Below are 24,860 nucleotides of genomic sequence, written 5' to 3' on the forward strand. Positions count from 1 at the left end.
GCAAGGTGCGATCCGGCGACGTCATCCGGCCACTGCAAGGGCAGGTGTCCGCAAATGAAGGGATAGATAGCTCTGACTTTCATACCCTCCCCCATTGACCGGAACTGCCATTCGAGTGGTTTGAGCACGGTGCCGCTTTGCCGTCCGATGAAGTAAAAGTGAGAGCGTTTTCGAAGTAAGAGTTGTAGCGGCGGTGGTCGCGCCCGTGTTCGTGCATTGCTTTGAGCGCGACCCGTCACTGCAAACCGTTCATCGTTCCGGGCTTATGTTCCAGCGGTGTACCGATCAGCGTTGAAAGCAGCACCCTAAAGCCTCATTTTTCCGGTTTGGCCCGCAACCGCAGCCGTGCTGCCTGGATGGACTGGTGAAGTTTGGCCTGCAAGGTCTCGCGGGAAGGTAGCACGGTCAGGTATTCAGCGACGTGGATGCCGCTCCTGTCCAGTTCGAGCAGTTCGATCTGCTCCTGTTTCTTGCCGGCGCAAAGGATAATGCCAAGTGGCGGCAGTTCGTCCGGTTCCTGCTCATGTTTCGCCAGCCAGCGTAGATACAGTTCCATCTGGCTTTTGTATTCAGCCTTGAATGAGCCAAGCTTCAGTTCGATTGCCACGAGCCGCTTGAGCTTGCGGTTGTAGAAAAGCAGATCGATGTAGAAGTCATCGTTATCAATCTGCAGCCGCTTCTGGCGGGCCACAAATGTGAAGCCAGCGCCAAGTTCAAGCAGAAATTGCTGCATCTCGCGCAGGATGGCGTCTTCGAGATCCTTTTCGAGGTAATGATCGTTCAGGCCGAGGAAGTCCAGCACATACGGGTCTTTCAACAGCACGTCCGGCTGCACGCGCCGCTCCTGACGCATTTGCGCCAGATCATGCCCGATCGCTTCTGCGGATTTCCGCGAAATCGCACTGCGCTCGAAGAGCATCGAATCCATGCGCTCCTGCAATTGCCGGGACGACCAGCGTTCGAGTCGACAGAGCTCAAGGTAGAACTCGCGCTTTAGCGGGTCGTCGACATACATGAGTGTCTTGATGTGTGTCCAGCTCAATTCTCTCCGCACTGCGGAGAGAATTGCCTCGTCCTGGAAAATCTCTGCGGCCCGCAGGCAGTGCCGCAACTGCTGCTCACTCCAGCCGCGGCCATACTCAGCGGTGAGTGCCCCCGCAAGCGATGCGATCACCTGCCGGCCGTACTCCGCACGTGCACCGCCCAGCACCTCTGCGCGGATGCGATGTCCAATCCGCCAGTACAGCAGCGACAGTTCGGCGTTGACGGCCGCCGCCGCGCGCTCACGCGCCGAATCAATCAGATCCCGGACTTCATTCAGTAGCGGTGTGGGCGTGAGTGCATTCATGCTGGCTGGAACTCCCACGTCAGGAAACAGCGCCAGTCATCCGGTCACACGCCATTGACCGCATCCTTGAACGCCTTGCCCGCCGTGAATTTGACCGTCTTGGCCGCAGCGATCTGCATTTCAGTTCCGGTGGCGGGATTACGGCCAACCCGGGCCACGCGCGCACCGGTGGCAAACGTACCGAACCCGATCAGTTGCACCGCTTCGCCGCTCGCGACCGCGCCCGTCACTGCGCCGATGATCGCGTCGATGGCGGACGCCACGGCCACCTTGCTGTTGCCGGTTGCAGTCGCGACGATATCAGCGAGTTCCTGTTTGTTCATGATTTTCCTTTCTGTCGAAGAGCACGCGTCAACCGCTCCATCCGGGCGGGTCAGCCTGATACCTTACAGGACGCCGCCCATCCCGGCAAACCAGTCGCCGTAAGGCCGCGCAGGATGTGGCCTCCAAAACTCTCCGCGGCGCAGAGACAATTACCCGACCCGTGCAGACGCCTCGCGTGTCGTGTTTCAGAACAGCTGCCCGGTCAGGATCAGCAGGTTCGTCCATTTCACGTGACTGCGAAAAATCCGGCCGTCGCCACCGACCGACTCGATGATGGCGCGCTGGCCGCTCGCCTCGGCGACGACTCGCACCGTCCGGTCGCCAAATTGCATCAACGTACCGATCGGCGGGCAGACCGCCGGCCTGCGCCTTCCAGGCGCCTTCTTCATGTCGCCGAACCCTTCGACGCACGTCGCTTGCGAGCGGGTGACCCGGCCTTCCGGACTGTGCCTTTTGACTGCGGCGAGCTCCGGCGCGCCCCGGTTTCCGGGCGTGATGCGGGCGCAGTGAGCGGCTGGCGCCGCAGGATCTCGAGTTCCTGCGCGTGCGCGCTGTTGGCCGCCCGGATTGCATCGAGGTGCCCCTGCAGCACGCCAGCCTGATGACGCGCGTCGCCCAGCTGCGCCTGCATGGTTTCAGACGCGCGGCGATGATCGGCGTCCTTCTGCTCCGCACGGCGCACGGCTTCGTCCAGCTCTTTCTGCAGTTTCGTTGCGGCGCTTCGCTCTCGATCGATCTCCAGCAGGGCACGATTTTCAGAGGCACGGAACCGTTCCTCCGCGCGTTCCGTCGCGTCCCGCTGCTTCCCGAGATCGCGTGAGAATCCTTCACGCACCTCCACGAACTCGCGATCACGCGCAGCCAGCGTCGCCCGGACCCGCTCAAGCTCTGCCTCCAGCGCCTGTCGCTGTGCGCGGCCTTCGGCCTGTGCCTTTTCCAGCTCCCGTACCTCCACCTGCGCGGCCAGCAACGCGCCGGTGCGCTGCTCGAGCGCGCCCTCAACGCGAGCCAGTTCGTCCCGGGCCGCAACGACAGCCCGTTGCGCCTTCCCCCGCTGCACCTCGACCTCGTCGCGCAGCGCGTCGAGCGCATCATGCGCCGCGGTGCTGGAGCGGGTCCACAGCGTCGCAACCAGTTCGCCTGCGGCCGCCTGCAGATCAGCCGGCAGGTCCGGATGCTCGATGCGCACCCGGCTCTTCTCGCGCAACTCCTTCCAGAACTCGACCAGCACGGCCGTGGGCGTGCCCATGCTGCCGCGCCGGACGAGCTGATACAGGCGGTTGGCGGTCGGCGTGATGCCATGACGGAAGAACAGCAGCGCGCAGACCTCGCGATACAGCTCGCGGGTTTTGGGGAATTCAGCCTTCAGGCGCTCGATCTCAGCCGCCAGCGCCGCGTCAGGAGACAGGACGTCACTCATGAGGATTTCCACCGGTAGATTTTGATCAATATTACTACGTAAACCGGTTATTTTACAACGCCACTCCGCTTCAATTTTGACATTAATCCTATAATGTTGAATTTTTGCGAGCAGTTGCGATCATAATTACGTCCATGCCAGCAACCGGGGCCTCCCGACCATGACCACCGCCCTGCCCGCCCCGCGCCCGCTCGATGCGCTGGAGCTGCCCTCTGGCCTTGATGGCCGTCACGGCACGAACCGCGCCAACGGACGCATGCAGGTCGCCGTTGACACCGATCTCGACGCGCTTCGCGCGTGGCTCGCCCGCTTCGCCGATACGAAAACCACGTTTGACAACTACCGCAAGGAAGCCGAGCGGCTGCTGCTGTGGTCGGTCCTCCAGGTGGGCAAACCGCTCTCCTCGCTCACGCACGAGGACCTGCTGGTCTACCAGCACTTCCTCGCCGATCCTCAGCCCGCCGCGCGGTGGACCGCTGACGGCGGGCGCAAACACCCCCGCAACGATCCGCGCTGGCGGCCGTTCTATGGTCCGCTTTCCGCGACCAGCCAGCGCCAGGCGATGGTGATCCTCAACGTCATGTTCGCGTGGCTCGTGCAGGCCGGTTATCTGGCAGGCAATCCGCTGTCGCTGTCGCGTCAGCGCGCCCGACGGGCCAGGCCGCGCATCGTCCGGTATCTGTCGCCCGAGCTGTGGCTCGAGGTCAAGACTTACATTCAGGGCATGCCCGTGCAGACCGCTCGCGAACGCGAACATCACGCGCGCGTGCGCTGGCTTTTTACCCTGCTCTATCTGGGCGGTCTGCGCATCACGGAGGTCGGCACGAACACGATGGGACAGTTTTTCCGGCGCGTTGACGAAAACGGCACGGATCGCTGGTGGCTCGAAGTGATGGGCAAAGGTGGCAAGGAGCGGCTGGTCCCCGCCACCGCGGAAATGATGACGGAACTGGGCACCTACCGGCGGGCACGCGGACTGGCAGCCCTGCCCTCGCCGGGAGAGGACACGCCGCTCGTGCTACCGGTTGGCCAGTCGCTCAAACCGCTCACGCGCGCCGCGTTGCACCGGATCGTGAAGGATGTTTTCAGCGGTGCCGCGCAAACCTTGCGTGCGTGTGGTGAAGACAATGCGCCGCGCGCGGATCGCCTCGAGCAGGCATCGGCGCACTGGCTGCGTCATAGCGCAGGATCTCACATGGCCGACCAGCAGGTCGACCTGCGCCTCGTGCGCGATAACCTGGGACACGCGTCACTGACGACGACCAGCCAGTATCTTCACGTCGACGACGATCGCCGACACCGCGAGACCGACGAGAAACACCGTATTGACTGGTGATGACGGGTAACCGATGGCAGCCATAACTCACCACCACCTACCGGCTGATCTGGACAGCGTTGGTGGTGAGCCTGATTGACTCACCCGGACGCAGGCGGACTTTTCTTCCGGCGACCGCAATGATGCGGCGGGCGTCCGTCCGCAAACGCCTTGAGCAAGCGGATCTGGTCAGCGTCTGGCGGCAACCAGAATGGCACCTCGGGCGCTTCCCGCGTCATCGCACAGGCGACCTCGCCGCGATGCCCGGTCAGGCGAAATGAAGTTTCGTGTTGGTCTGCGGCAGTGTAGATTGGAGCCTGCTGTAGAGACGGGGTTAGCGGTTGTGGAGGATGCAGGCGCGGCAGACGGTTAGTTGCGTACTTGTAGTCGGAACCCAGGCCCAGAGTGAGCATTTACGGGAGACAACTTTCACTATGCGATAGGGCGGTCAGCCGACCTGCCTGTCGGCAATGAAGACGGCGCTCACCCACTCAATCGGGTGAATTGAGGCGATTTAGAAGTGCGCTCGCGTTGGGCGATCGGCTTTACTCGACCCACTCCCGTCAGAAAACTTTATCCAAACCGGTCAGTCAGCCAAATTCAAGTTTTGGGAATTGGAGAGCCAATAAACGGCCGTTGGCGACCCAGAGTGTGTGGAAACTCCGTTTTTTCCGCTGAGCGGTTGATTGCCAGTCAGGTCGATCGAGTTTGATGCGGCGAGTTTGCACTAATCGAACATCGCGAGCACAACAAAGCCCCTCGGGGCCTTAGCTTCCAGCCATTTTCATGGCCTTCATCGTCCCCGCAACGCCAAGTATGTTCATGACCCGCTTCAGGTTGTAGGCCAACACGTGAAGGCTCATCTCCGTACTCACTCGCCCGAGCGTCCTGGTAAGGAAGTGTGCAGGACCCATCCAGTGCTTGAGCGTACCGAAGACGTGCTCGACAGTACTTCGGCGGATAGTCATTGCATCGGGCTTCCGGTCGAGTCGGCGCTGCATGGCTTCCAGTGTGTTCTCGTGCTCCCACCGTCGGATGCGACGATAGTCGCTCGGTGAACATCGTTCCTTGAGATGGCAACGGGGGCAGGCGCTGGGCCAGTAAACCCGCAGGTTCATGTCATGCTCGACGGTCGTGAATCGAAGGATGGCTCGCTCGCCAGCAGGGCATCGATACACGTCGCTTTTTGCCATATAGACAAAGTCGGCCTTGGTGAACAGACCTTTCTTCCGCGATGCGGAGGTGAGCGGCTTGGGAACGTACGCGCTGATGTCGTTCAGATCGCATGCCCGTATCTCCGGGCCGCTGAAGTAACCCCGATCAGCAACAACCTTCAGCTTCGGCTTGCCCATCGCGTCCTTTGCAGACACCGCCATTTTGCTGAGTTGTCCGTGATCGTTTCCAACGTTCGTTACTTCGTGCTCAACGATCAGGTGATGCTTCGTGTCTACGGCGGCCTGAACGTTGTAGCCCACTATGCCGGAGCCTCTTCCGCTTGTTGCCATGGATCGTGCGTCGGGATCCGTCATCGACAGCTGTTTGTCCGGTTGTTTTTCTAACTGCTTCCTGATCTGTGCGAGCTCGCGCATCTGCTGGCGCAAGCGGGCGATCTTCTCGTACAGGCGAACGGTCTTCACATCGAAACCTGTTGGACTGGTCCGGTCTGCAGTCTCAATCAGGTCAAGATATCGCTGCACGCTTTCCTCGATCTGCTGCTGACGCTTGTCGATCTTGCTAGCCGTGTGGTTCCTGTCGCGGCTGTTTGACGCCTTGAACTTGCTACCGTCGATGGCCACCATGTCACTGGATAGCAGCTTCAGCCCACGGCACAGTTCGACGAAACGCCGGCATACGTTGCGAATGGCTGCGCCGCTGTCACGGCGAAAGTCGGCGATAGTCTTGAAGTCCGGAGCGAGACGTCCTGTTAGCCACATCAGCTCGACGTTACGCTGACATTCGCGCTCGAGACGCCGGCTCGAAGGAATCCGGTTCAGGTAGCCGTAGATATAGATCTTGAGCATCACGCCTGGGTGATAGGACGGGCGGCCCGTCATCGCCGGCGTAATACCGTTGAAACCAAGATCGGCAAGGGCCAACTCGTCGACGAAGGCGTCTATGACTCTGACCGGGTTGTCCTGCCCGATGTAGTCATCGACGCATTCCGGGAGTAGTGCGACCTGCTTGCGGTCATCGCCTTCAACGAATCGCTTCATGAGTCATCCGGTCTCAGTGCGTTGATTCAGTTTAGGCGATCAATGCGTTTTCACACACTCTGGACCCTCACCGAACCGGCCATGAAGCGTCGTTCGCTCGTCCCTTCGCTCGGACACTCCGACGTCGGTTCCGCTCTGCAACCGGCCATCCGATAGTTGCAGACGAACGTTCCTTCATTGGCCGCAGCGGACGTTCGCAACTTGGATTCCGCGTATGTCATTCTCACCCTAGGCAGATGTGCACGACTCCGCCACGACCCAATCTATCGATATGGCGTTTCGAGAGGCTCGCGTACAGCTGCTCCGACTGCGCTTCAGTGCGATTACACCCTTAGTTAGTCGTCGGGGGCGTGCGACGACTTCTGCTGCTCACCCTCGGTCGGACATCGACGAAGATCTCGAAAACCGTGTTTTCTCCGGTCGCACCCGGCACGATCAGCGCGGATCCGAAGTCGTTTAGCCTGGCATCGTGAACTACCAAGTACCCGAGATGACACGCCCGATTTTCCATGTAGTGGACAATCTGGTCCTGGCCGGAAGCCGCATATGCGCTGGAATATCTGAAGCCGCACATCTTCAACTCGATCACGGCCGACAGCCCGCCGTCAAACTTCAAGAGTATGTCCAGCCGGCCCGCACCCGTTGCCAACTCCTCAAAGACAGAGATTCGATCTTGAAATCGAGCTTTGAGAAAGGTATGGAGCAGATCCTGCGCCCGTTTTTCTGGCCTTGCAGCCCACTCGTAGTCTGATTGGGCCGATTCGCGCGTCCAGAACACCATGCGCTTGTCCGCGGCCACGAACGTCGCGTAGTCCCTCAAAGCGCTTTCCAGTTCAGCACGTGCCACATGCATCGCTGCTGGAGCGATGGGCGTCGCTTTAATCGTACCGCCGGCGATAAGTGCCCGCTCGCGCATCGCCAAGATCGTTTTGCGCATGTCTTCGTTATCGTGCGCGAGACTCAAGGCCTTCGTCAGGGCTGACACTGCGGTATCGAAATCGCCGGATTCGACCAAGGATCGCCCGTAAGCGAAAAGCAACCCACCTCGCTCGCCGTGCTTTGCGATTTCGCTCTTAAGCACCTTTGCGGCCTCAACCCAACCATTCGATTTCCATAGCGAGTCGACCAACATGTCCCGAGACGCCACGTCCAGCGGGTTTTCGTCGAGAATTTGGCTGAGCCATGTGGCTGCACGCGCATGTTGCCCCTCGTCACGCAGAGTGGTTGCGATCGCCAGCTTTACCGGATGCATGATCCGGTCGGTCCGTTGACTCCGCTCCAATTCTCTCAGCAACGCCTCCAGCTTTCCCAATCTCTCGGCGGCTGTCAGTTTTGCATCATGCATCGCCGTCAAAACGCGGACGGCGGAGATCAACTCGACATTTCCAAAATCGCGTACCTCAGCGAGGAGCGATTCGGCAGCATCGGGGGCAAACTGTGTGGACAGGCCAGCGACTCGACGCGCCAAACTGAAGTACCTCGAAGATGTGGCTTGCGCCAACTCACTTGCCTCGCAATCAAAGCGTTCTGACTCGGCTTGTTCCCCCGTATTCTTGGCCGCCATCGACGCGAGATACAGTGAGGAAATCAGTTGATCTTCAGCCCCATGCACGTCCCGCCGGAGTGCAATCGCGCGCGCGGCCTCGTCGCGTGCGTTCGTCCAGTCCCGTAACTCAACTAGGCGATTGCCGCGCGCATGATGCACAGCAGCTCGAAGCTCATTGGAGATCAACCCATTTCTATCAATAAGGTCCATCATTGCGTCGAGCTGTTTCAACGCTGCTTCAGGGCTTTCGTACTCGAGTAGCTGCGATAGTTGCATCAAGCTGTTCGCGGCTTCCAGTTTGTCTCCATTCTGAAGGAAAGCATCGACCGACAAACGCGCAGCTTGCCTCGCTTCGGGGTCGTCATGAGGCAACGCCAAGCTCATATTTCTCCAGACCCAACCCCGTTCGCCGGCATCAAGCTCTTCCGGCTTTGCCGTCAAGCGGCGCCAAATGGCCAACGCAAACTCGACCTCACCTCGCGCTCTTGCGGCAATAGCCATGACGTTCTCAAGCGACGAGCGCTTCGGGCCACTTTGCCAATTCGGATGCTTCAGGAGAAATTGAATGTCGTGCTCGACCGAGTCGTACTTGCTCCGTCGAGTCGCGTTCGCCAACCGCGTTTCACAGATCAAAAGCTTCGGCTCGTCGTCCAGACGAGCCGTGTCGATCTGGTAAAGCGCGTCGATGAGGCCGTCCGTCGGCGGCCCAAAGAAAACCATGCCGTCGTTGCGTGCGGCTCTCACTGCCTCCGCCGCGGCCTGATGCTCTCCCGTCGAGATTAGCCGGCGAATCTCGTTGGCCAGTTGATCGGTTGCCTTCTGGAAGGCACCTTTGATCGCGCTGAAAATGTCGTTGTGAAGCTTAGCTGCGCCTTGATCATGCCCGTGAAGCTCCTTAAATGCACCCAGTGCGATTCCTCGCATCGGATCAAACTGGAAGGTCAACTCAGTGTCCCCCAGAGGGAGATCTTGCACGTGGTATCCGAGCTCTGTAAGACGTCCCTTCGCGCGACTCAGTGCAATAGATAGCGTCTCACTTACGGATTCCTCCTGGGACAGCTCGGGTGGCGCGTCCGGGCGCAGTTGGTCCGCAATGGCGCGCGACTCTTCATCTTCCCCGGACACGGAAAACTCAGCCTTTCCCGCCGACAAGGCAGTGACGGATATTTTTGCCACTAGTCGAGGCGGGTCTCCGCGGAACGCGCCCATTCGCGCGCGAGGCAATTTCGGCCCTTCGAGTTCGTGGTGATTGTTCATTTCGTTGGTTCATGGAATAAATTTCTCGGCGCAATTCGCTCGCGCTACGATCAAAACGAGAGTCGGCCCAGTGTCTCATGTACTTTCGGGTCCCCGCATCGCCAATATATTACTGAAACGGGCTAGGCGAATCGACGTGCTGCCGCTCGCGTCGGTAAGAAACCGGGTCGTTGAAGCAGCCGGGTAGGCCTTCACCGCCACGCTGGAGACGTTCACGCGATGACCAATACCCGGAAGCGGTGGCGAAAGATGCCTACCTTGGGATAATAGCGACGCTAACCTGCTATTTGCGGCTGATGATGTGCTAACGTCCGGAAGGCTGCCAAGCAGCCGCCTCTTTAATGCCAAAAGCTGAATGTCGGCAAAGGCCGACAACATGCGGGTCAATCTGACCCAGCGAATGGCCGTTGTACCTGCCAACGGACCTTGAAGCGTTGAGCAGGATGAGCCGACCGCGCTGGACTGGTGTTTCCCTCCACTCGCGGCGATAACGTTGAGCCGTGACGAGTGTTCATTGAATCGAATCCGTTCACGGTTTTTCAACGCAGCCTGGATACATGTCGGGTGACACAGAAAGTGAAAACTGTGTCAGGTAAGTGAAAAACTGCTGACACGGTTAGTGAAAAATCCGGGCGGCGGCCCTTATGCTTGTAGCGGGATGCAGAGGTCGGGTACGGCACAGTCCTTTTCAGTCTAGACAGCCGTCAGACCGCCATCGACCGGCAGGTCGATGGCGGCGACGTAGCTGCTCTGATCGGAGGCCAGAAATAAAGCCGCAGACGCGATCTCCTCGGGGCGCGCCAAGCGTGCCAGAGGCGCCATCGCAGCTATTTGGTTTCTCGCTTCGCCCGCGCCCTCTTTGGATGCGAACTGGTCGTCGAACATTGGCGTGTCGACTGCGCCGGGGCTCAACACATTGGTCCTGATCTTCCGTTCCTTGAGTTCGCTGGTCCACGTCCGCGCAAATGACCGGAGCGCTGCCTTGGTGGCGCTGTAGGTGCTGCGGCCCGGAAGGCCTTTGTTCTTCCCAGCGGACGCTACGAGGATGATGGAAGCACCATCATTCAGGTAAAGCAGCGCCTTTTGAACGGTGAAATACGTGCCGCGCGCGTTTGCGTTGAAGGTATTGTCAAAATGCTCGGGTGTCACCGTGGCAGTCATCATCCTTTCGACGAAGGCCGCGCCCGCAAAAATCGCATCGATCTTTCCCTTCTTGGCAACGGCCTCGTAGAAACGGTCGAGGTCATCGAGCTTTGAGATGTCGGTCTTTACGCCGGTGACGTTCTTGCCGATCTCCGCAACGGCTCTGTCAAACTCGGCCTGACGGCGGCCGGCGATAAATACATAGGCGCCCTCTTCGGCGAACCTCTTGGCGGTCGCGAGGCCGATGCCGCCCCCCGTGACGACGGCGATCTTGTTTTTCAATAAGGGCATTTGTTACCTCTACACTTGTGCGCATCGACTGCCGCCGGGTCCGGGATTTGGCGCAATTTCTCCTTCAGTCGCCCCACATCCTGTTCCAAGCGTTCGATGCGATCGAGCGTGTAGTCGAAGCTGGTGGAATCTATCGCTTGCAGGAAGGCCCAAGAAGCCGCGACGGCACGGCGAAATTTTCCCTGTTCTGGGACGGAATGGCTCGCTGTGGCTGCTGTCATGAGAGTCGAACCGCCATTTCGATCTCGACCAGGATTTCCGGCGTATAGAGCGCCTGGACGCCGATCGTCGTCATGCTGGGCTTCGCCTCACCGAGCAGATCCCGTAGCGCGGTCAGAACCTGCTGGAACGATTCGGTGGTCGCGTTTACGACATAGACGCGCATCATAACGATGTCCCGCGCGGACGCCTCCAACTCCTCGAGCGCGGCCGCGAGGCTGGCCGTCGCAAGCTTTGCCTGGCCAGCGACGTCCTTGGGCGCGCCCTCACTGCCAGGCGTTGCCGCAATCTGGCCGGACAGGAACGCGATTCGGCCCGGTTCCGCGATACTGATCTGCGAGAACCCGCCCGACGCCATATTCCACATCGTCGCGGGATTGCGGCGATCCACCGACGCCGATGGATTGGACGGAATGCGTGCGGTTACCTTGATCTCGAAATCGAAACCTGCGAGCCAGTTGACTCCAACTGCGGTCCAGTTGGGCAACGGGGTTTGCGGGAACTTCTCGTCTTTCACTGTTAAGACGGTGCCCATTTGATTTTCCGGATCCGTATGGAACGACGTGACATCGACGATGTCGTCAAGCGTGCATCCAGCCGCTGCGAGCGTGGCTTCCAGATTGGCGAAAGCCAGGCGAACCTGCGCCTCGAAATCGGGTTCGGGCGCACCATCTGTGCGACTGCCAACCTGCCCCGATACGAACAGGAGATCGTCCGATCGCACAGCTGCGGAATAACCATGAGCCTCATAAAGGTCATGCCGATTGGCAGGAAACACTGCTTCACGCTGGGCCATAAAATTGTCCTTTCATGCAGGGATGAACCTGCCCGACCCGCTTCAACCTCTTCTGACAAAATGGGATCGAGCGAGCCACGAGGTGGATATTGCGATTGGCGCACTCCAGGGATGGCCCTTTGCCGCCGACGCGTCGAATTCAAAGCTGCGACCAACCACCGTCGACCGGCAGTTCGGCCCCAGTCGTGAAGGTTGCCTCGAACGCGAGGAAGAGAACGGCCTTGGCGATTTCCTCCGAAGTTCCGAAGCGCTTCATGGGAATCATGCCGATCGTCTTCTCCCTAACCTGGGCGGCCACGTTTTTATCGGGAAACACTTTGTCGAGGATCGGCGTGTCGATGGGACCGGGCGATACGGCGTTGACACGAATCTCGCTAGGAACCAACTCAGCAGCGAGCGTCCGAGCGAATGACCGCAGCGCAGCCTTGGCGGCTCCGTATGTGACCTGGCCAGGCAATCCCTTGACATTGGCGACGGAGGTCGTGAGGACAACAGAGCCTCCCCGATTGATCAGCGGCGCGAGCTTCTGCACAGCAAAAAACGGTCCCTTGGCGTTGAGGTTGAACATCTCGTCGTAGATGGCCTCTGTCACGTTCGCGACGGGCGTTGGAATGCTGAACCCGGCGTTGACGAAAAGCAGGTCGATGGTGTCGAACTCGGCCTTTACCTGAGCGGCGAGCGCGTCGATGTCGGTCAACGATCGCGCATCGCTCGAAACCACGAGGGCCTCCTTACCAAGCTCTTTCTCCGCCGATTCCAGACCGGCCTGCGACAGCCCCGTCACCAGGACGCGCGCCCCCCCATCAAGGAGCACCTTCGCCGTCGCGAGCCCCATACCGCTCGTACCGCCGATGATCACTGCTCGTTTTTCTCCATACCGTTCCATAGTGCTTTCCTCCGTTAGGGTTGTCTTGCTAGTTTTGAACTGTTTTGTACGACGCTTGGCGCAAAGGATGCGCGGTTCGACAAGTTCACGCCGGAGACATTGACGACGGCCTGCCACGCGGCTTCCTGATTGGCGCCATCGAGGAGGTGTGGCTGGCGCTGCGCCTCAATTGGGCCTGTGAACTTCCCTTTGGCCGAGGCGAAGAATTGCCCGGAGACGTCGGTTCCGAACCCGGACGCCTGAAGGTACCGACGGGCCGCAGTCTCCGGCGTCTGATTCATGCCGGGAATGAGGCTCACGATTGGGATCATTAGATATTTCACCGCCCAGCCAGCGTTTCGCCCCACATTGGTGGCGGTCGCCGCACCGGGCGAGACAGCGAACACGGCCATGCCAGGGGGTAGCCGACGTGCCAGCGCCGCAACCCACCAGGCGATAATGAGCTTCGCGTCGGCATACGCGTTGTTGGGTACGTACTTTACGGTCGGTCCGTTGCGCAGCAGTGCTTCCATCGCAGCGGTCAGGTCGCCCTGATGATATCTGGCAGCGAGTGCGTCCACGTCGGTGTACTTGAACATGGGTACGCCCCCTCGGGCAGGTTCCGCGCTGGCAATAACGATCCGCGCGTTGGGACTCAGCAGGTTGGCGCGGAGCAACCCGACAGTTAATTGATGATGGCCGATGAGCGGGGCCTGAGAAGCCTCGACGCCTGCCGCAGTGATCACCCGCTTTTTACCTGGGACCAGCCCGGCATTCAGCAGTAGGAAATCAATCGGCTGACCTCGCTTGACGAGTTCAGCGAGGGCGGATTGAACGCTGGTCGGCTCGTCCAGCTCCAACTCCAGCGGCGTGAAGACCTGAGTCCTGTTCTGAGCAGCGAACTGAACGACCGTTTCTTGAACCCGGGCTAAGCTGCGCCCGGTGACGATGACTTGCCGGTAGCCGTTGGTGGCGAGCAAGCGGGCAGCCTCATAACCGACCCCTGAAGTGGTGCCGGTGACCAGCGCGATTGAATGTTCCATGGACGTCTCCGGGTTAAGCGGTGATGGTCGAGTCGTAAGGCCCTGCAAGGCCAAGATCGGCTTGATAATTTAGAACTATTCGGTTATAAATTGGTGCAGCGGGAGTTGTCAAGGAGTTTTAAACTAAATGATTCAAAATACCATCAGGCCCGTGGGCCGACCGCGCAGCTTCGACGAGACTGGGGCGCTGGAAAAGGCGATTCAGGTGTTCTGGTCGAAAGGCTACGACGGAGTGACGATTGACGATCTCGTCGCCGGGATGGGCGTGGGACGACCGAGTCTGTATGCCGTCTTTGGGGACAAGCGGACGTTATTCTCGCGCGCCCTTAAGGTATACGCAGAACGGAAAGGCGCATTAGCCGCGAAGGCGCTCCTCTCACCACAGGGTCTTCGCGACTCGATCACGGGTTTTCTCAGGTACGCCGTCGAAAGTGCGACCGAGAAAGGGTCTGCACGGGGCTGCCTCATGATATGCGTCGCGCCGCTTGTGAACGACGCTGAGGTTCAGCGGTTCCTGCAGAGCGCGGTCGAGGGCGGCGCGGCGCTTGTGGAACGCCGTTTCCGGGACGGTATCAGTGCGGGAGAAATTCCATCTGACTTTCCCGTCGCCGCGCGCGCAACCCAGGTCACTGACCTGGCGCGTGGGCTGACCATGCGTGCGCAGATGGGCACGCCGCGCAAGACACTCCTCAAAGATGCTGAGGAAGCGGCCGACCTGGTTCTCCTGCCCCGGCGCGCCTGACCGGTTATCGGAAACGGTTCACTGAGACATGACCATGGCCCGTGTCGTGGCAACTCAACCTCACGCCGAACCTGTTCCGCATCATGGCACCAAGCGCCCCAGGCGCTGAACGGGCGGGCCGCCCTGCAGGGCGCGCTCTCCAAAACACTCGACATGAAGACGCACGAAGGCATCGCACTGGCCGTGTCGCAGGTCAACGGCTGACAGTACTGCCTCAGCGCCCACAGCTACGTAGCCACCGAATCACTACCCATCCCATCACTCAAGGAGAAACACATGGCTCGCGAAATCATCCGTGTTGAACCATTGTCCAGCTGGCTCGAGCGTTGGAAGGCACCCACCTCCGTGCCACGCGTCACGGCGACACGCCTTACGTGTCGGGCTTGCCGCCATTGATCCGCAGACAGGCGAGGTACTGGATGCGCCAATCGACCAGCAAACCGGACGCGTGCTGGAGCAACTGAAGCTCGGCGTCGAGACTGGCGGATCGTCGCTTGACCAGGTGCTTAAGTGCAACGTCTGCTGCACATCCGTCGAGATGTTCCCGATCGTCAATGAAATCTATGCACAGTTCTTTGGCGCCCAGCCACCGGCACGGATTTTCGTGAACGTGCCCGCATGGCCCGGACGTTTCGATATCGAGATCGATTGCATTGCAGCGGTTTGAGCGTGTTGTGCTCGACCATGGTTCGCTCAAGCCAAGGCACAGATCGACGCGGCCCTGCGCGATGAGATTAGTGAGCGCAGTAGCAACATCATGCGGATTGGGCGCATCCGCAGATGCCGAACAGACCACCCAGATATTCTTCGAAACCGTCCGGCATGGCCGCAACATCGCCGTAGCTGTCGGCTCCGACCATACCGGCAGGCTTCTGACCGAGTTGCTTCGGAAGCGAAATGCAGACGTGCCACCCGTTCGTCCCTGGATTCCGTCACTACCTCGTCAACGGTGGACTCGTCCTATCGATCCATCGTCTTGTCTCGTGTGTCGCCTGTAATGAGCCGGGTGCTGCGCCGGTAGGTGAGATACGCCCAGAGCCAATCGAGAATAACGATGGCGCGGTTCCGTCCGCCGACCAGGAAGGCGATATGAATTGCGCCCCAAAACCACCACGCGGGCTCCCCCCATACGCGAAGTTTGCCGATCTCGGCAACAGCCGCCTGACGTCCGATTGTGGCAAGACTGCCAAAATGCCGGTAGCGAAACGGCGGCGGCGGGCGCCGCCCCTCAAGACTGGCCGCGATCACGCCGGCCACATACAGGCCCTGCTGTTTGGCCGCCGGCGCGAGACCAGGAACAACTGCGCCGCGCCATCCCAGACAGGATGCCGTATCGCCTATCGCATAGATCCTTTGCAGGTCCGGCACGGACAGGTCGGCGCCCACGGCAAGCCGTCCCGACGGATCAGCGGTCCGGTTCAGCCATTGAGCGGCAGGCGACGCTGCCACGCCCGCCGCCCATAGAACGGTACGTGCGGCGATGCGCTGCCCCCCAATGTCGACACCCTCGCTGTCCATGCCCAGCACCCGGGTGTCGAGCCGGACCTCGACCCCGAGCGCTTGCAGTGAGCGTTCTGCTGCGCCCGATAGCGTGGCGGCGAAAGTGGGCAGGATGCGCGGGCCCGACTGCAACAGGATCACGCGAGCGCGGGCCGGATCGATCTTGCGGTATTCCTCGGCCATCCCGTGCCGGGCCAGTTCGGCAATGGCACCCGCCAGTTCGATGCCGGTGGGACCGCCGCCGACGATCACGAAAGTCAGCCACGCGGCACGCTCGATCTCGCTCGCCGCGCTTTCGGCTTCCTCGAACGCTCGCAGCAGGCGACTGCGCACGTCGGTCGCATCTTCGATACTCTTCAGGCCCGGTGCAAACGGCGCCCAACTGTCCTTGCCAAAATAGCTGTGGCGAGCGCCCGTCGCCAGCACCAGATAGTCGAATTTCACGGATAGCGTACCCACGTGTACCTCGCGTGCGACCGCGTCCACCCCCGTCACCTGCCCTAGCCTGACCTGAACGTTGCGCTGACGCCGGAACAGGCTGCGGATCGGCGTGGCGATCTCCGCGGGCGATAGCGCGGCCGTCGCCACCTGGTAGAGCAGCGGCTGAAACAGATGATGGTTGCGCTGGTCGATCAGCGTGATCCGACAGCGCGCATTGCGCAACCCTTGCGCCGCTGCGACGCCGCCAAAGCCGCCCCCGACTACGATGACATGTGGCAAATCCTTCGGGGCGGAATCGTCTTCCTGCGACCTGGTGCCCGTCCACCGGTCAAGCAGCCAATCGACGGAAAATACGCCACCGCCTGCGACCACAAGCACCAAAAGAAGAAGCAGGACTGCGAGCCGGTCGTCGGCCGACATAGCGATACCGGCCACCGGTGCCATCACCGCGATGACCAGTGCGGCAAAGCGCGTCGCGCAGCCAAGCGTCAGCGCCAACGCGAGCGCCGCCGCACACCATGCCGGGTGAACAAGAGAGGTCGCCGCGGCGCCCAACATCGATTTCTGCAACCACGAACCCGTTGGCAATACCAAGATAACGAGTGAAGCGGCAAGCCCGGCACGAATGACAAACTGAAGAAGCGGACCCAGATAGCGTTCGAACCAGACATAGAGCCCACGCGTGAGCCTTACCGGGCGAAATGGAATCCATGACACACCGCGCCCCAGAAGATTGTCCAGCGATATCGCCCCCGCCCCACTTACGATGAGCCAGGAAAGGAGCGCAAGTTTGGCTGCTTGTGCGCCAACCGCCAGCGCACCATGACTGTCGACGATTGTTTCGACGAGCAGCACCAGTGCAACAGGACGAGTCAGCAGCCCCATGGTAAGCAGCAACGGCACCACACTGTGCAGCGCTGCATCGAGCCCGGACGGGACATGCAGGCCGCCGGAGAACAGCCCATCGTGGGGGCCTTCTGCCATCGTCATGATCTGATGCACGAAGACGACCTGTCCAAACCAGATCCGAGCACACAACAGCACCCAGGGCATACATAGCACGCGTAGCGCGAGGCCAAAACCGCAGGCACGTCTAAGGGTCTTTCGTAACATAGGGATAGAACGCCAAAATATCCATGAACGGCCCGGCGTTCCATCGCGGACAGAGAACAACCACCGGACGGATGCGCGGGGTAAGCTGAAGGCCCAGGACGGCAAGTCGGTAGCGCCAGCCCGTCTCTGGTTCGCCGCCAGAAGTCAATGGCTCTCCCAGACCATACGGTCGACATCCGACTGATAGTTCGTCTCCGGCTGCCGGACGGTTACGTCGATCAACGAATTTTGCTTCGCCACTCGGATGCCAGCCCGCGAGAAACAGCGAATGTGCGTAATCTGCATTTTCGTTTAGCGATACAAAATAATTATGCTGAACGCGAGCCGCCAACTCTGTCCCGAACCCAGGCGGTACGCATGCGGCTCGCTCGTCTCCGACGACCGGTACCACTTCATCTTGTCGCCCTCGACAAAAAACAGCGGTGTGCTGTAACCATCTGGCAACCGACACGAACTATTGCAAGCGGTTTGGCCGCGGCGGTTCTGGCAGATGTCAACGCTGCACAAGTCGAAAGCAAAAAAATAGCGATTTCCCTGTAACCAGACATCGACAGCCCGCGAACTAGATCACGTATCCATCACGGATACCTTCCATCCCAACCACTGGAGAAATTCAATGTCCACAAAGATCACGGTCAGCTCCACCCTCCTCGCCGGCGTTGTCGCGAGCCTGCTTGCATCAGTCGCCCATGCAGCACCACTTACGCCCGCCGAAGGAGCCGCTGCTGTCGCCGCTCACAAGGAGAAGTGCTACGGCGTTGCGCTGAAGGGGCAAAACGACTGCGCCGCCGGTCCCGGTACCACGTGTCAGGGCACATCCGCGATGGATTTCCAGGGTAACTCGTGGAAGTTCGTTCAGGGCGGCACCTGCACGAGTATCGAAGTGCCGGGTGGCGGCCACGGCTCGCTCACCCCGTTGAAGTCCTGATTCGGCGAACGACACGAGGAAGGGGCGGCCATGGGTAATTCCACGGTGACAACGGCCGTTGGCCAGACAGACCGCCCTCTCCACGCGATGCCTGCCGCACACGGGATTGGCTGCACCCGTTTCAGGCATCAGCACCTGCCTGCGATCCTCGCCGACGGACTGGCCAACCTGGCACGGACGATCCCAGCCGGCGCATTTGTTGCCGCCCAACTTGGAGATTCATAGAGATGTCGAACCTACAGAACGTAAAACTGCCGATTCCGGACGTAGTCGTATCCGCGATTGGCACGGCGAGGCGACTGATCCAGCAGCTCGCACAACCGTGGCTCGTTCAACTCGTCCTGCGGTTTGCTCTGGCTGTGCCGTTCTGGAAGTCGGGCATTCTCAAATGGCACGGCTTTCTTCAACTGAACGATACGGCGATCGACCTGTTCACGGACGAGTTCAAGTTGCACCTCCCAGGCGGTCCGTATCCGTTTCCCGCCCCAGCTGTTTTTGCGTTTCTGTCGGGCCTCGGCGAGGTGACATTTCCGGTGCTGCTCGTGCTTGGCCTCGGAACCCGGTTCGCCGCGGCCGGTCTGATATTGATGACGTGCATCGTCGAGCTGACCGTACCGGACGGCTGGCCCATCCATCTGACCTGGTTGGCAATGGCACTGGGAATTGCAGCCTGGGGGCCTGGCCTGATATCGATTGACTATCTGCTTGGCGACAGGTCGCCCAGGTCGTGACCGGGTGCTGTCATAGCGATGCGCAACTGCGTAAGAGAGCGACTGAATCGCGGCAACGATGCCACTGTCGTTTAGCGCTTCTGCTCGCTCCAGTCATGCATGCGTGTGTTCGCGTAGTTCACCCGGGATAAGTCCGCGCTCAAGACCGCCTTCGTGCAACCATGCACGCGTCTTCGCGGCCGCACGCTCAATCAGGCGGTCGCACTGCGTGTAGTCGTAAGGCGATACATCGAGCGGACACAGTGGCGGCACAACAAAGATCTCTGCGTGGGATGAGTAGGATTCCAGATCGCGCACGAGCTGACGAGCAATGAGAAGTGTGAGCGCATGCATGGCCTGCGCGATTGGGTTACCGGGCGGCTTGCGGATTGCGCAGGCAAACCCGGCCGGAAGCACAATGACGCGTGTCGCACCCAGTGAGATGGCCACGGAGATCGGCGTATTGTTGGCCACGCCGCCATCGACCAGATCCATGCCGTCAATGCGCACCGACGGGAACACACCGGGAATCGCAGCGCTCGCGAGGACGGCATCCACCAGCGGGCCAGACGACAGGATAATTTCTTTGCCGCTTTGCATGTCCGTCGCGACGATGTGAAGTGGTATGGCCGCATGCTCCACCCGGGAATACGACAAATTCTTTTCCAGCAGCATGCGCAGCGCCGTAGCTTCGACAAGGTGGGAGCGCCGACTCAGAACCATCTCGAGCAACCCGAACATGGTGAGCGGCATGATGTCCCGCCGCCTGATCCGACACCACAGCGATTCGAGCCTTGCTACGCAATCGCCGTCGGGCCGGCCAGCAAAATACGCCGCATTGATTGCACCGGCGGAGGCGCCAATCACGCACCCCGGATGCACACCATGCTCAAGCAACTCGCGCAGCATGCCGACTTCGATCGCGCCGAGGCTGCCGCCGCCTGCGAACACAAAAGCGGTCAGGCCGGGGGGAGTGGACGAATTCGGATAAGTGGACATGTCTGCCTCTGCTGCCGTGCAATACCGGACCCGTTCTCCATGACTCATCGAGCGAACCCGCACCAGATGACGGGTGGCTCGATCGGGACTGCGTCGTCCTGATCGAGCCTGCTGCCTGACATCCGCTTACCGGGAATCGCTCCTTGACGGATGCGGAAAGGTTACCCGAGACAGCATCGGTAACGATGTTCGGACAGTATCAGTGCCCTTTGAACAAATCGAGCAGCTGGTTTTGCAATTGCATCATTTCGCGCTCGTGCTTCATCTCCATTTGAGACACTGCTTCCTGATGGTCCATCTCCATCTGCATCATTTTCTGTTGGATGTTGATGGCCTGGGTCCGTTGTTCGGGCGTCAGTTTTTCCATCATCATTTGATAGTCCTGCGGCATCAGGTACGTGACGCTGCGGCCGATTCCCTCAGCGTGCGCAGATCCCGCGACTATGGAAAGCGGGATCATTGCCCACAAGATTATTTTTCTAAACGTTTTCATTGGATCTCCAGTTTCATTTTTTTACAATACACTTAGGATAGCTATATACCGCACATGATCTATTCTGGTCGGACCTGACTTGTTCGTACTACGCCGCGCCTGGCGTCCGGAGGTTTCGTGCCCATATTACTACCGTGAACGCTGAACCAAGACGATCACTTTGCCTTGCTATTCCCTGCCCTTCGTTTAGTGCTGGGTGATTTAGTGTCGGGTGAAATTCGGTGTGCCTCCAGACCCGTAGGGATTGGGATTGCCGAAACGCGGGATGGTGCCGTTCATGCGAGCGTGAGCCAGTTCCTCACGCACCTGCTCGCGAGTCTTCGGGCCTTGATTCGATCCTGCCGCCATTGAGTTTCCGTCAGCGCCCTGCACAGGCTGCGCACTCGCCAGCGCCGACATGCCGAGAGTTGCCACGGCCATGATCATCGCCAACTTGTTCACTTTCATCATTACTCTCCCAAAGGGGTAGTGATCGACCTGCCCGAATGCCAACAAATTTTGGCGCTCCAGGTCGCACGGAGTTCCCGGCGTCGATCGCTCAAGCACAGGCTTGTGCCTGCGCTTCATAAGGTATTTCGCCTGTTTGCCCGGATTGGTTACAGAACAGAGAAAAAATAAGGTGGGGTTTCAGTTAGGCGGCGTCGGGCCTTCAGCACGCACCTCGGCGCAGCACTGGCTGAACACAGTTTGACCTTCCAGCGGTCCAACTCACCACTTTAGCAACCGGGGCCCCAGCGCCACACCAGCAAGCGTGGGGATCAACATGCCGAGGAGATACCAGACGGCCCAGAATGGCACACCCATCTCGGGGCAGTGGAAACAGTAAGCAACCGCGGCAGTCGCTCCCGCCAGCAGGCCGCCTGCGGCACCGGCCAGCCTGAGACGCGTGGGTGCCAGACCTCGCATCGCCCAGAACACCGTGATGAACGCTGGCACTGAAAGCAACGCGATGTTACGCGGGCATACCCGCCACGTATTGCCCATGACCAGGGGCACGCGCGCATCGGGTGGTGTCAACCACAGCAGAACGAGCGTCGCAATCCAGACGGCGAGCACGGGCGCAGCAAGCGCAGCCCACGCTCGGCCTACCGCCATTCCTGGCCGGGACAGTCTCGCCGTCGCCAGCAACGCAGCGAGCGTGAGGCACACAGGCAGAGCCAGCTTGATCCAGAACAGCGGCGTCTTCATCGCCGCGTCGATATCGGGGCGAACGCCATAAACGATTGCCATGAGCACCGTGGAACCGACACCGCCGCATAACATCGCCCAGCTGAATCGCTTTGCCGACACGTTATGATCGATAGCGGGCACCCCCGCAGCCAGCAGCGAAACAAGATCCTCTGTCTTCATGATGCGCCCTGAAACTTTAGTGCCAATGCTTTCAAACCGCGGTGCACGCCGACCTTGACGGCCGACTCCGACAGGCCGGTGAGCTTCGCGGTTTCAGTCACCGACAACCCTTCCAGCTTGACGTGCAGAATCGGCAGACGCTGGCGATCGGGCAACTGTTCGAGCAGCTTGCTTAGATCACGCCGGGCCTCCGCCGGTTCGACATCGCAGGTGGCGAATATCTCGAGTTCGTCGTCCAGCGGCATGTGCAAGGCTTCCCGGCGCGATCGTGCGCGAAAAAAGTCCGCCAGTTTGTAGCGGGCGATCGCATGCACCCAGGCCGTCAACGGCTGGTCCGGACGGTAGGTATGGCGCCCATTATGCACTGCCATCAAAATCTCCTGAACCAGGTCCTCGATATCGTCTTGCAGATAAAAAAGACGCTTTCTCAGGAATCCGCGCAGATGTCCGGTCAGGTCGCTGAGAAATGCATGATAAGCCGCCGCATCCCCATCCAGGCCGCGTATGAACAAAGCCTTCAGTCGCTCTTCGACGGGACGCGCCGGTCCATTTTCAGTAGTTCGGTTCATTGCGGGCTCTGGTTACAGGTCGGGCGAAATAAGCCTCGTTAGAACATGTACGCGGTTCGCCGACAGATGTTCTTCTTCTGGATGTGTGGTGAAAACGTCTCACGTCCGGCCACCAGCTGCGAGTCTGTCGAGAACCGGAAGCAGTTCGGCGGGGTCTGGACGTCTTGTGCAGTCCGGGCTCACCTCGGCGTAGGCGATGATGCCGTTCCTATCGATTACGAATCTCGCCGGCATCGGCAGCGTCCACGAGGGGTCGTCGTTGAACGACGACAGGTCGACCCCGAACATGGTCAAGTACAACTCGACGAGGTAGTCCGGCAAGGCGACGCGCAGCCCGTAGTCGGCCGAAAGCTCACCGCGTGGGTCTCCGAGTATTGGGAAACTGAGACGGTTCTCACGGATCGTCAGGCGACTATTGACCCCGTTTTGCGGCGAAATCGCCATCAGGATCGCGCCACGTGCAACGATGTGGGGAAGTGCCGCTTGCAGCGCTTGGAGATCCAGATTGCAATATGGGCTCCATATGCCGCGATAGAACGTCAGCACCAACGGACCGTCGGCAATCAGCTTGCCGGCACTGACCGGCCGGTGGTCCGGGTCTTTCAGGATAAAACGCGGTGCCAGGTCGCCGACGCGTTTCGCTCGCTCTGCCAAGCCAGATTCGATGAGCTCGTCGGTCGCCCGCTGGAGCGTATCGACGACCGAGCGATGCGTGTTGAAAGGAGGTCGCCCGGACTCGAATATCGCCTTGAAGGCGTCGAGACGTTTCTGCAATGACATGACACGGTTCTCCGATTCGACGTGCGCCCACCGCTCGACCTAGTTGGGTAAGTCGATCGGCAAAACGGACACTTACCCTCCCTCCTAGAGTCGCGACTCGGTGCGAAAGATGACACGAGATGCATCTGAATTTTTCCGCCTGCCCACTGTTTCCGATAACGCCAGACGATTTGGGATAGGGCTAGATTTGCAGTGCCATTCGGATCATTGGCGTCAGGCTGACGTGCACGCGTTGGCGAGGACAGGACGGGACTGCATCAGTCGGAAGTCCTGGTCGTGTCTTCAAATGCGTGGCATGCCGCCAAGGCCCGCCATTTTGGCTATGCACTCTGCTGGGTCAATCGAGCCGGCGGCGCATTCGAGGAACCAGGCCAGCGCCCCATCATGTGGCGTTGCGGCTGCATATTGCTACTACGGCTCGGACAGAGGTCCCGGCCCACAGAGAGGATCGACGCTCGCGAGGTTGAGCACGTGCCAGCCGCGACAGATCCACACCTCCGCAATTGCCACACTTGAGCAACCTGGCGGAACGTTTGTTTCAGGAATGTGTAACCCGATCGAGGCCCGCGGCGAACTAGCATAGGGACAGCGTCAGCAAGCGCTGCGAGGCAGGGTGATGCATCCTGCTCATGCTTTCACTTCAACAACACAGCTGGAGATGTGGGCGAAGCGATTCGGGCTGTCATATCACCTGCTCCACCGCGACCCATGCATCAATGATTCTCATTAGGAGTCGACTCATGCTATCCCGTCTGCTTGGTTTCATTTCACTGCTTGTGGCCCTCCCCGTCATGGCGGCAACGCCCGGACCCGTGGTTGTCGAACTTTTCACTTCCGAAGGCTGTTCTTCCTGTCCGCCGGCCGACGCCTACCTGTCGGAGTTAAGCCAACAGCGAAGCGACATTCTCCCTTTGGCTTTTCACGTCACCTACTGGAACAGCCTCGGATGGAAGGACCCCTTTTCCCTCGATGTCGCCACTCAACGCCAGGCTGAATACGGGCAACGCTTCGGCGACGGCTCCTACACGCCAGAGATGGTCGTCGACGGAACAACTGCCTTCGTGGGTTCGGACCGCTCATCCGCCGAGGCCGCGATTCAGAAAGCGAAGGCCGCGGATTCAACGTCCGCGCCGTTGTCCGCGGTGCGCAAGGGCAACGCCATTACTGTCTCGGTCGGTGCCGGCCCCGGAAGCGCGCGGGTGATTCTGGTGGGTTACGACGCGCAGCACACGACCGCCGTCGGGCGCGGCGAAAACGGCGGGCGAACGCTGAAGGAGTCCAACATCGTTCGCTCGTTCGAGCCGATTGGTCAATGGACCGGCAAACCGGCTATGTTCAACCCCCAGGTCCCTGCGGGTGAGAAGACGGCAGTTTTGCTCCAGGCACCGGACGGACACATTGTCGGCGCTGCCCGCGTGACAGATGAGCCTTAGCGTGCACGCCCTCCATCCCGGG

General features: G+C 60.1%; 24 protein-coding genes and 1 pseudogene. 6 read left to right on the forward strand and 19 right to left on the reverse strand.

Annotated elements, in window-relative coordinates; translation table 11 throughout:
• Window positions 1–313: 313 nt before the first annotated feature.
• The 4 genes from PQR54_RS24565 to PQR54_RS24580 form a co-directional block, all read right to left on the reverse strand.
• Complete coding sequence (locus PQR54_RS24565; protein WP_408250211.1) at window positions 314–1,348, reverse strand: PDDEXK nuclease domain-containing protein; 1,035 nt, start codon at window positions 1,346–1,348, stop codon at window positions 314–316.
• A 44-nt stretch (window positions 1,349–1,392) separates the two neighbouring features.
• Window positions 1,393–1,671, reverse strand: coding sequence for an HU family DNA-binding protein (locus tag PQR54_RS24570; protein ID WP_408250213.1), 279 nt, complete (start codon window positions 1,669–1,671; stop codon window positions 1,393–1,395).
• A gap of 186 nt (window positions 1,672–1,857) precedes the next feature.
• Entirely contained in the window at window positions 1,858–2,061 is a 204-nt protein-coding gene (locus PQR54_RS24575) for a hypothetical protein (RefSeq protein WP_408250215.1), read from the reverse strand.
• On the reverse strand, window positions 2,058–3,092 hold the full coding sequence (locus tag PQR54_RS24580; protein WP_408250217.1) for a DNA-binding protein: 1,035 nt from the start codon (window positions 3,090–3,092) through the stop codon (window positions 2,058–2,060). The genes PQR54_RS24575 and PQR54_RS24580 overlap by 4 nt, the downstream gene beginning before the upstream one ends.
• 160 nt (window positions 3,093–3,252) lie before the next feature.
• Here PQR54_RS24580 and PQR54_RS24585 point away from each other — a divergent pair, with 160 nt between their 5' ends.
• Window positions 3,253–4,428, forward strand: a complete 1,176-nt coding sequence (locus tag PQR54_RS24585; protein WP_408250219.1) for a tyrosine-type recombinase/integrase — start codon at window positions 3,253–3,255, stop codon at window positions 4,426–4,428.
• A 746-nt stretch (window positions 4,429–5,174) separates the two neighbouring features.
• On the opposite strand, the gene PQR54_RS24590 is transcribed toward PQR54_RS24585, so the two are convergent.
• From PQR54_RS24590 to PQR54_RS24625, 8 genes and pseudogenes are all read right to left on the reverse strand, one after another.
• Window positions 5,175–6,620, reverse strand: coding sequence for an IS1182 family transposase (locus tag PQR54_RS24590; protein ID WP_408250221.1), 1,446 nt, complete (start codon window positions 6,618–6,620; stop codon window positions 5,175–5,177).
• A gap of 331 nt (window positions 6,621–6,951) precedes the next feature.
• Window positions 6,952–9,423 carry a tetratricopeptide repeat protein gene (locus PQR54_RS24595; protein WP_408250223.1) on the reverse strand — a complete coding sequence of 824 codons (2,472 nt, stop codon included), beginning with the start codon at window positions 9,421–9,423 and terminating at the stop codon, window positions 6,952–6,954.
• A 693-nt stretch (window positions 9,424–10,116) separates the two neighbouring features.
• Window positions 10,117–10,857, reverse strand: a complete 741-nt coding sequence (locus PQR54_RS24600; protein ID WP_408250225.1) for an SDR family NAD(P)-dependent oxidoreductase — start codon at window positions 10,855–10,857, stop codon at window positions 10,117–10,119.
• On the reverse strand, window positions 10,845–11,078 hold the full coding sequence (locus PQR54_RS24605; RefSeq protein WP_408250227.1) for a hypothetical protein: 234 nt from the start codon (window positions 11,076–11,078) through the stop codon (window positions 10,845–10,847). The genes PQR54_RS24600 and PQR54_RS24605 overlap by 13 nt, the downstream gene beginning before the upstream one ends.
• Complete coding sequence (locus PQR54_RS24610; RefSeq protein ID WP_408250534.1) at window positions 11,075–11,443, reverse strand: RidA family protein; 369 nt, start codon at window positions 11,441–11,443, stop codon at window positions 11,075–11,077. Before PQR54_RS24610 ends, PQR54_RS24605 begins: the two co-directional genes overlap by 4 nt.
• Window positions 11,444–11,485: 42 nt before the next feature.
• Window positions 11,486–11,872, reverse strand: a pseudogene (locus PQR54_RS24615) (RidA family protein); the annotation flags it as partial.
• Window positions 11,873–12,011: 139 nt separating this feature from the next.
• Window positions 12,012–12,758 carry an SDR family oxidoreductase gene (locus PQR54_RS24620; protein ID WP_408250229.1) on the reverse strand — a complete coding sequence of 249 codons (747 nt, stop codon included), beginning with the start codon at window positions 12,756–12,758 and terminating at the stop codon, window positions 12,012–12,014.
• A gap of 14 nt (window positions 12,759–12,772) precedes the next feature.
• A complete protein-coding gene (locus PQR54_RS24625) occupies window positions 12,773–13,780 on the reverse strand; it encodes an SDR family NAD(P)-dependent oxidoreductase (protein WP_408250231.1) in 1,008 nt (335 codons plus the stop codon).
• Window positions 13,781–13,907: 127 nt separating this feature from the next.
• On the opposite strand from PQR54_RS24625, the gene PQR54_RS24630 reads away from it, so the two are divergent.
• Together PQR54_RS24630 and PQR54_RS24635 are read left to right on the forward strand one after the other, a co-directional pair.
• A complete protein-coding gene (locus PQR54_RS24630) occupies window positions 13,908–14,522 on the forward strand; it encodes a TetR/AcrR family transcriptional regulator (protein ID WP_408250233.1) in 615 nt (204 codons plus the stop codon).
• 295 nt (window positions 14,523–14,817) lie between these two features.
• Complete coding sequence (locus PQR54_RS24635; protein ID WP_408250235.1) at window positions 14,818–15,189, forward strand: Rid family hydrolase; 372 nt, start codon at window positions 14,818–14,820, stop codon at window positions 15,187–15,189.
• Window positions 15,190–15,482: 293 nt separating this feature from the next.
• Here PQR54_RS24635 and PQR54_RS24640 read toward each other — a convergent pair whose 3' ends face one another.
• Entirely contained in the window at window positions 15,483–17,516 is a 2,034-nt protein-coding gene (locus PQR54_RS24640) for an FAD-dependent oxidoreductase (protein ID WP_408250237.1), read from the reverse strand.
• A 676-nt stretch (window positions 17,517–18,192) separates the two neighbouring features.
• Between PQR54_RS24640 and PQR54_RS24645 the strand changes: the two genes are divergently transcribed.
• Window positions 18,193–18,504: a BufA1 family periplasmic bufferin-type metallophore gene (locus PQR54_RS24645; protein WP_028194768.1), complete on the forward strand. Its 312-nt coding sequence runs from the start codon at window positions 18,193–18,195 to the stop codon at window positions 18,502–18,504.
• Between the two features lie 227 nt (window positions 18,505–18,731).
• The gene (locus PQR54_RS24650) at window positions 18,732–19,235 is read left to right on the forward strand and encodes a DoxX family protein (protein ID WP_408250239.1); all 504 of its coding nucleotides are present in this window, start codon (window positions 18,732–18,734) and stop codon (window positions 19,233–19,235) included.
• Window positions 19,236–19,328: 93 nt separating this feature from the next.
• On the opposite strand, the gene PQR54_RS24655 is transcribed toward PQR54_RS24650, so the two are convergent.
• The 6 genes from PQR54_RS24655 to PQR54_RS24680 all read right to left on the reverse strand — a co-directional run bounded on the left by PQR54_RS24655 (window position 19,329) and on the right by PQR54_RS24680 (window position 23,405).
• A complete protein-coding gene (locus tag PQR54_RS24655) occupies window positions 19,329–20,213 on the reverse strand; it encodes a patatin-like phospholipase family protein (protein ID WP_408250241.1) in 885 nt (294 codons plus the stop codon).
• Between the two features lie 199 nt (window positions 20,214–20,412).
• A complete protein-coding gene (locus PQR54_RS24660) occupies window positions 20,413–20,706 on the reverse strand; it encodes a hypothetical protein (protein ID WP_408250243.1) in 294 nt (97 codons plus the stop codon).
• A 201-nt stretch (window positions 20,707–20,907) separates the two neighbouring features.
• On the reverse strand, window positions 20,908–21,156 hold the full coding sequence (locus PQR54_RS24665; protein ID WP_408250245.1) for a DUF4148 domain-containing protein: 249 nt from the start codon (window positions 21,154–21,156) through the stop codon (window positions 20,908–20,910).
• 258 nt (window positions 21,157–21,414) lie between these two features.
• On the reverse strand, window positions 21,415–22,056 hold the full coding sequence (locus tag PQR54_RS24670) for a DUF1109 domain-containing protein (RefSeq protein WP_408250247.1): 642 nt from the start codon (window positions 22,054–22,056) through the stop codon (window positions 21,415–21,417).
• A complete protein-coding gene (locus PQR54_RS24675) occupies window positions 22,053–22,625 on the reverse strand; it encodes a sigma-70 family RNA polymerase sigma factor (protein WP_408250249.1) in 573 nt (190 codons plus the stop codon). The genes PQR54_RS24670 and PQR54_RS24675 overlap by 4 nt, the downstream gene beginning before the upstream one ends.
• 99 nt (window positions 22,626–22,724) lie before the next feature.
• On the reverse strand, window positions 22,725–23,405 hold the full coding sequence (locus PQR54_RS24680; protein ID WP_408250251.1) for a peroxiredoxin-like family protein: 681 nt from the start codon (window positions 23,403–23,405) through the stop codon (window positions 22,725–22,727).
• Between the two features lie 740 nt (window positions 23,406–24,145).
• On the opposite strand from PQR54_RS24680, the gene PQR54_RS24685 reads away from it, so the two are divergent.
• Window positions 24,146–24,838: a DUF1223 domain-containing protein gene (locus PQR54_RS24685; RefSeq protein ID WP_408250253.1), complete on the forward strand. Its 693-nt coding sequence runs from the start codon at window positions 24,146–24,148 to the stop codon at window positions 24,836–24,838.
• Window positions 24,839–24,860: the final 22 nt, after the last annotated feature.

It is taken from the genome of Paraburkholderia phytofirmans (assembly GCF_046028095.1).
GTDB classification, from domain to species: Bacteria; Pseudomonadota; Gammaproteobacteria; order Burkholderiales; family Burkholderiaceae; genus Paraburkholderia; species Paraburkholderia phytofirmans_A.